Origin of the sequence: Chryseobacterium pennae (assembly GCF_003385515.1) — a bacterium.
GTDB lineage: Bacteria > Bacteroidota > Bacteroidia > Flavobacteriales > Weeksellaceae > Chryseobacterium > Chryseobacterium pennae.
This window is the reverse complement of the sequence record NZ_QNVT01000009.1, coordinates 194,246-207,088: the sequence shown is the minus strand read 5'-3', so window position 1 is coordinate 207,088 and position 12,843 is coordinate 194,246. Positions and strand designations below refer to the sequence as shown.

The following is a 12,843-nucleotide window of genomic DNA, read 5'->3' as shown; positions in this document are numbered from 1 at the left end:
TGATAAGCAATAAGTATTGAATATTATCTAGTATCTATGTTTTGGCTAAAGCCCGTTTCTATTGAATGCTGAGCCTGTAGAATCCCTGATGCTTATTTTCTCTTTACATTGTCTTTATTTTATCAAGTTATATTTCTGATATCATTGGACTCGTCTGTATTACCATATTTTGTCAGCCTGAAAGATCCCAACGGTTGAAAGGAGAAAAATAGCTTCTTATTTTTAATGGTAAACTTGAATACAATAATAAGATGGATAATGTTGACTGGATCCCTACGGAATAACAAATAGTGAGTAGTACTGAGAATCTAAAGCATCATACAAATATTCATCATTACTACTCATTACCAATCAATAATCTTACAATCAGCTTCACAGCCATATATTTATTATCTATTGCCCTTCCTAGCCCTGATAGTAACGGTTACCCCACAGCAGGAGTGGGAGAGCAGGGCTTAAGTGTTGGGATAGAAAGGCGCGAGGAGTATGAGTGAATAGCAGGATTAAGCTCCTAGAATAAGGGACATGATAAAATTAATTTCTTTTATAAAGGGATTTTCCTCAAATAAAATCAATAAGTTTGTATCAGTTTTCCAAAAAGAATTATAATGTCCGGAAACATTCTGATCATTGATGACGAGATCAAGCTCCTTAAGCTATTAGGAATGATCCTTTCCCAAGAGAATTTTAATGTAAAAGAAGCTTCTACAGCACGTTCTGCAATGACGATGCTGGAGCAGTATGATTTTGATGTAGTTTTAAGCGATGTCCGGCTCCCTGATGCTTTTGGGGTAGAACTGGTAAGATCTATTAAGACTAAATATCCACAGCTTGAAATTATCCTGATGACTGCATTCGGAAATATTACCGATGCAGTGCAGGCTATGAAAAATGGTGCCTATGATTATCTGGTAAAAGGAGATGATAACGAGAAGATTATTCCTCTGGTATATAAGGCTCTGGAAAAGGTAAAGGACAATCGAATAAAAACGATTCAGCCAACCGGAGTGCCCAAAGGTTTTGGACAAATCATAGGTATTTCTCCTTTGATTTTGCAGGCTAAGAAACTAGCAGAAAAAGTAGCACTAACAGATGCGGCAGTGCTTTTAACAGGCGAAACAGGAACCGGAAAAGAGGTGTTTGCAAATGCAATCCATGAAGGAAGTGAACGAAAGAAAAATAACTTTGTGGCGATTAATTGCTCTGCTTTTAGCAAGGAAATCTTAGAAAGCGAACTGTTCGGTCATAAACAAGGTTCTTTTACAGGTGCCTTGAGAGATAAAAAAGGACTGATTGAAGAAGCCCATGGAGGAACCTTATTTCTGGATGAAATGGGTGAAATGCCAATAGAACTTCAGGCAAAGCTGCTTAGGGTCCTGGAAACCGGAGAGTTTATCAAAATGGGGGAAACCAAAGTCTCTAAATCTGATTTCAGGCTGATTGCCGCTACCAATAGAAATCTTGAAGAGGAAATAAGACATGGAAATTTCAGAGAAGATCTGTATTTCAGACTGAATGTTTTTGAAATTACACTGCCTGCTTTAAGAGAAAGAAAAGAGGATCTGAAAATGCTTGCGAAGAACTTCATCGATATATTTTCACATAAGTTACATTTGTCATCCATTCAGGTAAGCCCGGATTATTACAAAATGCTGGAAAAAAATAACTGGAAAGGAAATATCAGGGAATTAAGGAATGCGGTAGAACGAAGTCTGATTCTGATGAATGATAATATCCTGGACGCAGAAAGTCTTCCACTCTATTCAGAAAAGCCTGCTCAGGAAAGTGATTCTTTGAGCATAAGATCTCTTGAAAAAATTCATATCCAAAAAGTATTGCAATACACAAAAGGTAATAAGGCAGAAGCGGCCAGACTCCTCGAAATTGGAATTGCTACGCTATATCGTAAACTCGAAGAATACGGACTGAAATAAACCTTTTATCATTTTAATAAAGAGCCTATCATTTTGATAGGCTTTTCTGTTTTTATACAGATAATCGTATTGGTTTAATGTGTTGTTTTATAGTATTTTATGTTGTTTGTTTAAGGATTGGACTTTCTTTTGGCATATAGTCTCTGAATAAAATATTTAAAAATGACAATTTCAAGAAAAACGTTGAAAAAACGGGAGCATTCCACTTTTAGTTTGCTGATTGTATCGTATGTATTGTTTACTCTCTTAACCTTAATAATAAAGATATGATGCTTATAAGTTTGATCCTGCTGTTTGCAGTATTGTTTTGGCTTTTGTATAAATCAGTTGAATTTTTTGATAGAATATAAAATTATGTGGAGTTTATTTTTCCTTTCAATACTTGCCTTTGTGTATATCTGTTATGTTTTAATGAAACCTGAAAAATTTTAGAGATCATGAATACAGAAATTTTAGGCATCATAGCCATGTTTGCTATCACATTAGTTATCGGAATATTTTTAGGTAAATATATTGCTAATGTCTATGGACACAAGAAAACCTTTTTAGATCCGGTTTTTCAGCCGGTTGAAAAGTTAATTTATAAAATATCGGGAATTAATCCCAATCGCCAGATGAACTGGAAGCAGAATATGTATGCGATGTTGGCGATTAACCTGGTTTGGTTTATAGTAGGATTTACTCTTCTGATGACTCAGGCCTGGTTACCTTTAAATCCTGACGGAAACCCAAATATGTCACCTGATCTGGCTTTTAATACAACCATTTCATTCTTAGTCAACTGTAATTTACAGCACTATTCGGGAGAAACAGGAGTAAGCTACTTAAGCCAGCTTTATCTGATGTTTTTACAGTTTGTAACGGCTGCAACGGGAATGGCTGCTATGGCTGTTCTTTTCAAAGCTTTTAAAGAAAAAACGGCTACAGAATTGGGTAATTTCTATGATTATTTTACCAAGTCAATGATTAGAATTTTACTTCCGATCAGTGTAGTGGTTGCTTTGATTCTTTCTATCAACGGAAGTCCCATGACTTTTGAAGGAAAAGATCATATTACTACCCTTGAAGGACAAAAAATAGAAGTTTCCAGAGGTCCTGTGGCTGCTTTTGTTGCCATTAAGCATTTGGGAACCAATGGAGGTGGTTTTTTCGGAGCTAATTCTGCCCATCCTCTTGAAAATCCTAATTATACGACGAACATGACAGAGATGGTCACCCAGATGATCATTCCTTTTGCATTGGTCTTTGCCTTAGGGTTCTATTTAAAGAAAAGAAAGCTGTCGTGGGTTATTTTTACTGTAATGACCGTTGGATTTCTGGCGCTTACCATTCCCAATATTGTCAATGAGACAGGAGGCAACCCTCTGATTACAAAAATGGGAGCCGACAGCAGCCTTGGAGCCATGGAAGGAAAGGAAATCCGTTTCGGAAGTGCAGCATCAGGATATTGGAGCATTGCAACTACAGTAATTTCTACTGGTTCGGTAAACTCAATGCATGACAGTACAATGCCTCTTTCAGGGATGAATGAACTTCTTGCGATGATGATCAATTGCTTCTATGGAGGTTGTGGAGTAGGAATTCTGAACTATTTTATTTTCATTATTCTTGCTGTGTTTATCAGCGGCTTGATGGTAGGACGAACTCCTGAATTTATGGGGAAAAAGATTGAGGCTAAAGAAATGAAGATTGCGATGATTGTTGCTCTGTTTCATCCATTTTTAATTCTTGTAGGAACGGCTTTAACGGCTTATCTGCCAGAATTTGGAGCTAAAACATTAAATAATCCTGGATTCCATGGTTTCAGTGAAATGCTGTATGAGTTTACCTCTTCTTCAGCGAATAACGGATCAGGATTTGAAGGGTTGGGAGATAACACCCCATGGTGGAATATTTCAACAGGAATAGTACTGCTTTTATCAAGGTTTATCCCAATCATAGGTCCGGTAGCCATTGCAGGTTTGCTGGCTCAGAAGAAATTTATCCCGGAAAGTTCAGGAACATTGAAAACAGATACGGCAACATTTGGCTTTATGACACTTGCAGTCATTCTGCTTATTGCAGCACTCTCTTTCTTCCCTGCATTAACCCTTGGGCCTATTGCAGAACAGATACAGTATTTCTCTAAATAAATTGTGAACATTAAAAATTAAAATCAATATTCAACCATTAAGAAAGCTGAATTGTTTAAGGAACTAGTCTAAAACTTACCGAAACGTTCACTCATAATATTATCCATTTCTAAACCCTTATAATTTGGTTTCTCTTGATGGTTATTATTGATTTATAATGATATAAACTCTTTCAAAAAAATGAAAAATCAATCACAAACATTGTTTCAAAGAGATTTGGTAAACGAAGCGATAAAACAGTCATTCGTAAAACTGAACCCGAAAATTATGTTTAAAAATCCAGTCATGTTCCTGGTGGAGATCGGAACAGTGGTCATGTTTATCGTAAGCATGTTCAGCTTGGCTGGTGATAAAACCCAGGGAAGCTTCTCTTATAATTTCCTGGTATTCATCATCCTGTTTTTTACAGTATTATTTGCCAATTTTGCTGAAGCTATCGCAGAAGCCAGAGGAAAAGCACAGGCTGATACCTTGAGAAAAACCCGTGAAGAAACTCCTGCTAAACTTGTCATAGATAATAAAGCAGGATTTCAGGTGGAAACGGTCTTAAAAATGTCAGCAGAAATGAAGTTAGGAGATATCTTTCTTTGTGAAGCCGGAGATCAGATTCCGATGGATGGAGAAATTATTGAAGGGTTGGCTACCATTGATGAATCTGCTATTACCGGAGAAAGTGCGCCTGTTATTCGTGAATCAGGAGGGGATAAAAGTTCAGTAACCGGTGGTACAAAAGTATTATCTGATAGAATTAAGGTAAAAGTAACTACTAAACCCGGAGAATCTTTCTTAGATAAAATGATTGCTCTTGTAGAAGGAGCCTCAAGACAAAAAACACCTAACGAAATCGCATTAACCATATTACTAGCAGGGTTTACCCTTACTTTTATTATTGTAACCCTAACCTTAAAGCCTTTTGCAGATTATGCGCAGACTCCAATTACCATTGCGGCATTTATTTCACTTTTCGTTTGTCTCATTCCGACAACAATTGGAGGTCTGCTTTCTGCAATCGGAATTGCGGGAATGGATAGAGCTTTAAGAGCAAATGTTATCACAAAAAGTGGAAAAGCAGTAGAAACAGCAGGTGATATTGATGTTTTGTTACTTGATAAAACCGGAACAATTACCATCGGAAATCGTAAAGCCACTCAATTTCATCCGGCCAACGGAATTAAGGTTGAAGACTTTATTAAAGCCTCTGCTTTGAGTTCTGTTGCGGATGAAACACCGGAAGGAAAATCTATTATTGAATTGAGTGCTCTTAAATCGGAAGATTTGTTAGTTCCCAATCCAGTTTACATTGATTTTACTGCTGAAACCAGAACTTCAGGAATTGATTTTGAAGAAACCAGAATCAGAAAAGGAGCTTATGATACGATAAAAAAACTGACTGAAAAAACCGGGAATCTTTTCCCGCAGGAAACCCAGGATGCGGTAACCAAAATTTCTGAAAACGGAGGAACTCCTTTAGTAGTATCCGTTAACGAAAAAGTATGGGGAGTTATTGAACTTCAGGATATTATTAAAACGGGGATCCAGGAACGTTTCCAGCGGTTGAGAAAAATGGGAGTGAAAACGGTAATGGTAACCGGAGATAATCCTTTAACGGCAAAGTTTATTGCCGAAAAAGCAGGGGTAGATGATTTTATTGCTGAAGCCAAACCGGAAGATAAGATGAACTACATCAAGAAGGAACAGCAGGAAGGAAAGCTGGTAGCGATGATGGGAGACGGAACGAATGATGCTCCGGCACTTGCTCAGGCTGATGTGGGCGTAGCGATGAATAGCGGAACCCAGGCTGCAAAAGAAGCAGGAAATATGGTAGACCTTGATAATGACCCTACCAAACTGATTGAGATCGTAGAGATTGGAAAACAGTTACTGATGACCCGTGGTACTTTGACAACTTTCAGTATTGCCAATGATGTGGCGAAGTATTTTGCCATCATCCCGGCGCTGTTTATCACCTTTATTCCATCGCTTCAGAAATTGAATATCATGAATCTTCATAGTCCGGAAACAGCCATTTTATCAGCGGTTATTTTCAATGCGGTGATTATTCCTTTCCTGATTCCATTAGCATTAAAAGGAGTGGCTTACAAGCCGATCGGTGCCAGTGCATTATTAAGAAGAAATCTTTTGATCTATGGGTTGGGAGGAGTCATTGTACCGTTTATTGGAATCAAGATCATTGACTTACTGATTAGTTTATTCTATTAAAATTAAAAAAATGAAAAATCATATCGTTTCAGCATTCAGATTAACACTTGTAATGCTGGCAGTTGTAGGAATTTATCTGATCGTTGTATATGGCGGATCAAAAGTATTACCTAACCAGGGAAATGCAGAGATCATTAATTACAAAGGACAAAAGTTCTATGCCAATATCGGACAGGAATTTAAATCTGAAAAATATTTCCATGGCCGCCCATCCTCAGTAAACTATAATGCAGCAGGAAGTGGGGGAAGTAATAAAGGGCCAAGCAATGAAGAATATCTGGAAACTGTTCAGAAAAGAATAGACACTCTCAAGCTGCAGAATCCGGAAATGGAAAACACAAAAGTTCCTGTAGAGCTCGTTACAGCGAGTGGAAGTGGATTGGATCCTGATATTTCAGAAGAAGGAGCTTTATATCAGGCAAAGAGAATTGCCAAAATGAGAAGCCTTTCTGTAGAGCAGATCAATACCTTAGTTAAAAATCAAACTGAAAAGCCATTTTTACGACTTTTTGGGCCTTCAAAAATCAATGTTTTAAAGCTTAATATAGCTTTGGACCAATTAAAATAATCTAATAATCTTGAACTAACCATGTCAAGGTTCCAAACCTTGACATGGTTAATAATTTACGACTAACGTGAAAAAATATCTATTTATAGGTGCAATTTTTGGAACATTTCTTTCCAAAGCACAATCGTCAGACTCATTAAAAACAGAATCAAAAGTTACATTTTCTGCCTATGCAGAACTCTTTTATACCTATGATTTTAATGAGCCGGGAGATCATCTCCGTCAAAACTTTTTATACTCATACAACAGGCATAATGAGTTGAACCTTAACTTGGGGCTTATAAAAGCTAATTATCAGAGTGAAAATGTTCGTGCCAATCTTGCATTAATGGGTGGAACTTACGCACAGGATAATATGGCTGCAGAACAGAATGCTTTACGATATATCAACGAAGCAAATGTAGGAATCAAAATATCAAAAAATAAAAACCTATGGATTGATGCGGGAATCGTGCCTTCCCATATCGGCTGGGAAAGTGCCATAGGAAAAGATAATATCAACCTGACCAGAAGTTTTGCTGCTGAAAATTCGCCTTATTTTGAAACCGGAGCCAAGATTTCCTATACTTCAGACAATGGAAAATGGTTTTTAAGTGGGTTGGTACTGAATGGCTGGCAGCGTATTGCAAAAGTAAAAGAGAACCAAAGTATTTCTTTTGGGCATCAGGTGACCTACAAACCCAATGATAAAGTAACTTTGAATAGCAGTTCATTTATAGGAAATGATAAAGCTAAGGATAATAAAAGGATGCGTTATTTCCATGATTTGTATGGAAGCTTTCAGCTTACAGATCAATTTTCAGCTTTACTGGGATTTGATATCGGAGCAGAGCAGAAGACTAAAGGAAGTGAGCAGTATAATATTTGGTACAGCCCTAACGTACAGGCAAAATATCAGGTTAACAATAAATGGGCGCTGGCTGGAAGACTGGAATATTATAACGATAAAAACGGAGTGATCATCAGTACCGGAACTCCTAACGGTTTTCAAACTTTTGGGTATTCACTGAATGTAGATTATGCGGTATTTAAAAATGTTGTTTTCCGTACTGAAGCGAGAGGATTTACTTCCAAGGATGCCGTTTTTGCGAAAAATGATGATTTCAGAAAAGGAAATTTTTTCGTTACAACAAGTTTATCGGTGTGGTTTTAACCTAAGAAAAACGTGTTTAAAATAAAACTAAAAAGAATAAAATCAATGTCATCAGCAAAACATTTTTTAGAACTGATCCAGAAATCCCGGAAAGGAAAATTTAAAATCTATATCGGGATGAGTGCAGGCGTTGGGAAGACTTTCCGGATGCTGCAGGAGGCTCATGCTCTCTTACGAAACGGCATTGATGTAAAGATCGGCTACATAGAAACCCATGACCGTGAGGAAACCGTAGCTCTGGTGGAAGGAATTCCGGCAATTGAAAGAAAATCAGTCTTTTATAAAGGTAAAAATCTGGAGGAAATGGACCTCCAGGCTATTATCAATGAACATCCGGAGGTAGTGCTGGTAGATGAGCTGGCCCACACCAATGTGGAAGGTTCTAAAAATAAAAAAAGATGGCAGGATGTGCTGGAAATTCTGGATAACGGAATCAATGTTATCAGTGCCATGAATATTCAGCATATTGAAAGTCTGAATGAGGAAGTTAAAAAAATTACAGGGGTAGAAGTAGCTGAAAGGGTTCCGGATAAAATCTTAGCCTTAGCTGATGAAGTAGTGAATATTGACCTTACCGCAGATGAGTTGCTCACCCGGTTGAAAGAAGGGAAAATATATAAAAAAGAGAAAATTCAGACGGCTCTCAGTAATTTTTTTCAGAGTGGGCACATTCTTCAGCTTCGTGAACTTTCGCTAAAAGAAGTGGCCACCCATGTAGAAAGAAAAGTAGAGGCAGAAATCAAGACAGAGAATTTTAAACCCATAAAATTCCTTGCCTGTATTAGCAGTAATGAGAAGATTGCTAAAACAATCATTAGAAAAACGGCCAGGCTGGCGAGTTACTACAACAGCCCATGGACGGTTCTCTATATTCAGAAACCTTCTGAAAACCCTGAAAAAATAGCATTGGACAAGCAGCGATATTTGATTAATAATTTTAATTTAGCACAGGAATTGGGAGCCAAAGTTGTCAGAGTCAAGGAAAGCAGTGTTCATAATGGAATCCTTGAGTATGTGATTGCCCATAACATTACCACAGTCTGTATTGGAAAACCTCATGCAAAGCTCTGGCAGCGTCTGTTCGGTTATAGTTGGATCTATACTTTGATGAACAGGCTGAATGAAAGACAGGTAGATATTATTATTTTATCTTAAAAGTAATGAAATCGCAATGATTTGGAAACTCAAACACCGATAAAGATGACGCGATTGCATATGTCTTTTAAAAAACAATAAGTCTTCATATGAAACTTAAAACAAAACTTACCTTAGGCGTTGGCCTTTTATTTTTACTGATTGTTCTGCTTTCAGTCATAGGCTCAGTATATATCAATAAGCTTAAATCTGATACAGAAAAGATTCTTACAGCCAATTACAACAGCCTTGAATTCTCTAAAAATATGCTTCTGGCATTGGATCATATCAGTACAGACAGTGTAGTGGCCATTGCAGATTTTCAAAAAAATAATAAGCTGCAGGAAAAAAACCTTACAGAATTTGGGGAAAAGGAAGCTACTCAAAATCTGAATCTGCATTTTAAGAGTTATTTAAAAGAACCTACAACCAATAAAGAGAAGTTAATCCGTGAAGATCTGGCCAGAATCATGTCTTTAAATATGAAAGGGATTGAACGAAAAAGTGATATCGCCATTATTACAGCTGGAAATGCCACTTTCTGGATTGTCAGCCTGGGAACGGTTTGCTTTCTGATTGCTTTTATTTTACTGTTCAACCTGCCGCAAACCATTGCAGAACCCATCAATCAGCTGACCTTCAGTATCAGACAGATTGCAGATAAAAATTATAATGAAAGAGTACATTTTAAAGGAAGTGAAGAATTTAACAGTCTTGCAGATTCTTTCAACGTGATGGCAGAAAAGCTTCAGGAATACGAAAGCAGTAATCTTTCCAAGCAACTGATGGAGAAGAAAAGGATCGAAACCCTGGTAAATAATATGCATGATGCAGTAATCGGGCTGGATGAAAATCACTTTATCTATATGATTAATGATGAAGCTTTAAAAATTACCAATCTCCGCAAAGAAGATATTATAGGAAAAACTGCCCATGAAGTTGCTGTTAATAATGATTTGATGAGGGAACTGCTTAAAAATATTGATCATCCGGTAAAAGAACCGATTAAGATTGTCCGGGAAAATAAAGAGAATTATTTTGAACAGGATATTGTTCCCATCAATATTGTGAAAACAGGGGAGAAGGAGAAAAAATATATTGGAAAGGTAATTTTACTGCGAAATATTACCCCTTTCAAAGAACTGGATTTTGCCAAAACCAATTTCATTGCAACGATTTCTCATGAGTTGAAAACTCCAATTTCTGCTATAAAAATGGGTGTGCAGCTGCTCGGAAACCAAAAATTCGGAGAGCTGAATGAACAGCAGCAGGAATTATTGAAAAGTATTAACGAAGATGGCCAGCGTTTGCTGGATATTACCGGGGAACTCCTTAATCTTTCGCAAGTGGAATCCGGAAATATCCGGTTAACTGTTGAGAAATGTTCACCTAAGGAAATTGTACAGGCTGCCGTGAAAAATGTTGAAAAACTGGCAGAGCAGAAAAATATTTCAATCCAGACAGAATATCAGTTGGAGGATACAGATTCTGTGACGGCTGATTTTGACAAAACCGTTTGGGTGATAAATAATTTCCTGACCAATGCGGTGAAACATTCCTTTCAGGATGAAGAAATTAAAATCTTTGTGGAAAGAGTAGAAGACTTTATCCAGTTTAATATCATTGATACAGGAAGTGGGATAGATGAAAAATACCACCGTCAGATCTTTGACCGATATTTTCAGGTTCCTGGAGAACATCAGAATGGAACAGGTCTTGGGTTAGCCATTTCTAAAAACTTTATAGAGAAGCAAAATGGAGAAATTGGGGTAAACAGTTCGCCAAATAATGGCAGTACATTTTACTTCAGACTTCCTGTTGCTTAAAGTTTTATATCTTTGAGTCCTATCAAATTGAGACCAAAGAACATATGAAAGAGCGTCATTTTTATTCCAGCAAGATTAAAAGTCTGATACTGCTTATCATTTCATGTGTTTTTACTTTTGGTTTGTCTTATATAGATTTCAAGGATGAAAATATTTTTATAATAGGAATTCTTTCCCTTGGAATTACGCTTTTTTCATTTGGAATACTCTATTCTATACTGCTGCTGGTACGAACAGAGCCACTACTGACAGTAACTGATAAGCAGATCATTGTTTATAACGTATTAAGAAAGCCCACATTCATTCGTTTTGACGAAGTGATTTTGTTTTTTATAGTAGATATGCGGCATTGTGGAATTAAGACTTCATCCTATATCTGTGTGATTATGAATCAGCCCAAAAAAAATCCTAATGTCCTAGACAAGGTGTCTACCACAGTATTTCCCCAGCTAAAAGGCATCCGGTACAGTATTCAGACCGATATTTCAAATGTGAAAGCAAAGGTTTTGCTGGAGCTTTTGAATAGTAGAATCAGACCTTATAGCTTGCTGGATATGGAAAACAAATTTTAAACAAAGATTATTATTTTATATTTGTGAGCAAATTAACAGAATGAAAAAAATTGTAAGTTTATTAGCTATATTATTCTGTATAACCCTTTCTGCTCAAACTTTTACTTTAGAACAATTTGCTGCATTCAACAAATTGGGAATGGCTGATTTTAAAAAAGAAATGAAAAGTCTTAATTATAAATTTTATGACAAAACAGAAGGCCTAGGATTTGTGTTGGCTGAATATGAATCAGCTGATTACCAATCTAAAATTGGAAAGTTTGAATACGAGGACAAATCTGAGGACAGGATTGAGTTTGAATTTAAAAGTAAAAAAGAATACGAACAGTATCTCAAAATTATAAAAGAAGCAGGATATAAAGAAACCGGAAAAGGGAAAATCATTACCAGAGAACCTTATGTTGATTATTATAATAAGAAAGAACATATAAGGTTGATCTTGCCGAAAGCAGGTGAAACAAATCCATACACAATCATTGTTTTCAAATAATATATGAATGCATTAGAATTATCTGTAGAACATCTTTATGAAACTTTCTCCGTTTATCCTCTTGTAGAAAAGATAAACGGATGCCCATGCTGTGTTTCTGAAACAGACAAAGAAAAACTTCATATTATGCCTTTGAGAGATTTAGAAGAAAATGATCTTTCAAGGTATGCGTTTAAAGCTTTGACAACCTGGGGTAATATTGAAGATTTTAAACATTTTCTTCCCAGACTATTTGATATTTGTGCTAGAGGAAGCTCTAAGGTTGATACAGACTTACTTTTACGTAAATTAGAATATGGAAACTTTAAAATGTGGCCGGAAGATGAAAGAGCAGCCGTTGAAGCTTTTATTTGGCAATGGTGGCAGTATCGCATTGCAACCCAATCTTATTTTGATCATGAAACCTTCACCGGTATTTATAAGATAAGCGGAGATCTTGATAAGATACTTGAGTGTTGGAATACAAATATCCGGGAAAACGGGTTTAAAATTCTTGTTGATTGTATTGATAATTATTATTCTGATCTGATTTACGATGGTAAAATTTTTAAGGATTTCAAAAGTGAAGATATTAAAAAAATCAACTCCTGGATTGTGAAAAATAAAACCAATCTAGAAGAAGGCTTTTTTTATTTTGAAAATAAAGATGTAGAATTTGCAGAGACTGTTTCAAATGTATTATTTACTGTCGAAAAGAACTGTGAAAACCTTAAATAGAGATCATAAATAGGAGTTTCCATTCCCTTAATAATTTTTATTTTGTATGAATTATGGATTAGACATTACTAAAATATAAAAGGCTGCAGAAATTATT

12 protein-coding genes are annotated in these 12,843 nt (G+C 36.3%); 11 read left to right on the top strand and 1 reads right to left on the bottom strand.

Annotation, left to right across the window (positions count from 1 at the left end; genetic code table 11):
• The first annotated feature begins 290 nt into the window (after positions 1–290).
• The 10 genes from DRF65_RS28265 (at position 291) to DRF65_RS11755 (ending at position 12,029) form a co-directional block, all read left to right on the top strand.
• A complete protein-coding gene (locus DRF65_RS28265; protein ID WP_123947331.1) occupies positions 291–494 on the top strand; it encodes a hypothetical protein in 204 nt (67 codons plus the stop codon).
• Between the two features lie 114 nt (positions 495–608).
• The gene (locus tag DRF65_RS11800; RefSeq protein WP_115970956.1) at positions 609–1,934 is read left to right on the top strand and encodes a sigma-54-dependent transcriptional regulator; all 1,326 of its coding nucleotides are present in this window, start codon (positions 609–611) and stop codon (positions 1,932–1,934) included.
• Between the two features lie 437 nt (positions 1,935–2,371).
• The gene (gene kdpA, locus DRF65_RS11790) at positions 2,372–4,066 is read left to right on the top strand and encodes a potassium-transporting ATPase subunit KdpA (RefSeq protein ID WP_115970955.1); all 1,695 of its coding nucleotides are present in this window, start codon (positions 2,372–2,374) and stop codon (positions 4,064–4,066) included.
• Positions 4,067–4,246: 180 nt separating this feature from the next.
• The gene (gene kdpB, locus DRF65_RS11785; RefSeq protein ID WP_115970964.1) at positions 4,247–6,286 is read left to right on the top strand and encodes a potassium-transporting ATPase subunit KdpB; all 2,040 of its coding nucleotides are present in this window, start codon (positions 4,247–4,249) and stop codon (positions 6,284–6,286) included.
• A gap of 10 nt (positions 6,287–6,296) precedes the next feature.
• Positions 6,297–6,854, top strand: coding sequence for a K(+)-transporting ATPase subunit C (gene kdpC, locus DRF65_RS11780; protein ID WP_115970954.1), 558 nt, complete (start codon positions 6,297–6,299; stop codon positions 6,852–6,854).
• Between the two features lie 67 nt (positions 6,855–6,921).
• A complete protein-coding gene (locus DRF65_RS11775; protein WP_115970953.1) occupies positions 6,922–8,007 on the top strand; it encodes a porin in 1,086 nt (361 codons plus the stop codon).
• A gap of 45 nt (positions 8,008–8,052) precedes the next feature.
• Entirely contained in the window at positions 8,053–9,162 is a 1,110-nt protein-coding gene (locus tag DRF65_RS11770) for a sensor protein KdpD (RefSeq protein ID WP_115970952.1), read from the top strand.
• Between the two features lie 89 nt (positions 9,163–9,251).
• Complete coding sequence (locus tag DRF65_RS11765) at positions 9,252–10,967, top strand: ATP-binding protein (RefSeq protein ID WP_115970951.1); 1,716 nt, start codon at positions 9,252–9,254, stop codon at positions 10,965–10,967.
• 44 nt (positions 10,968–11,011) lie between these two features.
• The gene (locus tag DRF65_RS11760; protein ID WP_115970950.1) at positions 11,012–11,539 is read left to right on the top strand and encodes an STM3941 family protein; all 528 of its coding nucleotides are present in this window, start codon (positions 11,012–11,014) and stop codon (positions 11,537–11,539) included.
• 40 nt (positions 11,540–11,579) lie between these two features.
• Positions 11,580–12,029 carry a hypothetical protein gene (locus DRF65_RS11755; RefSeq protein WP_115970949.1) on the top strand — a complete coding sequence of 150 codons (450 nt, stop codon included), beginning with the start codon at positions 11,580–11,582 and terminating at the stop codon, positions 12,027–12,029.
• Here DRF65_RS11755 and DRF65_RS29260 read toward each other — a convergent pair.
• The gene (locus DRF65_RS29260) at positions 12,022–12,117 is read right to left on the bottom strand and encodes a hypothetical protein (RefSeq protein WP_115970948.1); all 96 of its coding nucleotides are present in this window, start codon (positions 12,115–12,117) and stop codon (positions 12,022–12,024) included. The genes DRF65_RS11755 and DRF65_RS29260 overlap by 8 nt on opposite strands.
• A 38-nt stretch (positions 12,118–12,155) precedes the next feature.
• Here DRF65_RS29260 and DRF65_RS11745 point away from each other — a divergent pair, with 38 nt between their 5' ends.
• Positions 12,156–12,746 (top strand): hypothetical protein, encoded by a 591-nt coding sequence (locus tag DRF65_RS11745; protein WP_115970947.1) that lies wholly within the window; start codon positions 12,156–12,158, stop codon positions 12,744–12,746.
• Positions 12,747–12,843 lie beyond the last annotated feature (97 nt).

What these genes read in the sequence shown, in the direction of transcription:
- DRF65_RS11800 (WP_115970956.1), top strand. Translation starts at nt 609, where the DNA reads ATGTCCGGAAACATTCTGATCATTGATGACGAGATCAAGCTCCTTAAG.
- kdpA (WP_115970955.1), top strand. Translation starts at nt 2,372, where the DNA reads ATGAATACAGAAATTTTAGGCATCATAGCCATGTTTGCTATCACATTA.
- kdpB (WP_115970964.1), top strand. Translation starts at nt 4,247, where the DNA reads ATGAAAAATCAATCACAAACATTGTTTCAAAGAGATTTGGTAAACGAA.
- kdpC (WP_115970954.1), top strand. Translation starts at nt 6,297, where the DNA reads ATGAAAAATCATATCGTTTCAGCATTCAGATTAACACTTGTAATGCTG.
- DRF65_RS11770 (WP_115970952.1), top strand. Translation starts at nt 8,053, where the DNA reads ATGTCATCAGCAAAACATTTTTTAGAACTGATCCAGAAATCCCGGAAA.
- DRF65_RS11765 (WP_115970951.1), top strand. Translation starts at nt 9,252, where the DNA reads ATGAAACTTAAAACAAAACTTACCTTAGGCGTTGGCCTTTTATTTTTA.
- DRF65_RS11760 (WP_115970950.1), top strand. Translation starts at nt 11,012, where the DNA reads ATGAAAGAGCGTCATTTTTATTCCAGCAAGATTAAAAGTCTGATACTG.
- DRF65_RS11755 (WP_115970949.1), top strand. Translation starts at nt 11,580, where the DNA reads ATGAAAAAAATTGTAAGTTTATTAGCTATATTATTCTGTATAACCCTT.
- DRF65_RS29260 (WP_115970948.1), bottom strand. Translation starts at nt 12,117, where the DNA reads ATGGGCATCCGTTTATCTTTTCTACAAGAGGATAAACGGAGAAAGTTT.
- DRF65_RS11745 (WP_115970947.1), top strand. Translation starts at nt 12,156, where the DNA reads ATGCCTTTGAGAGATTTAGAAGAAAATGATCTTTCAAGGTATGCGTTT.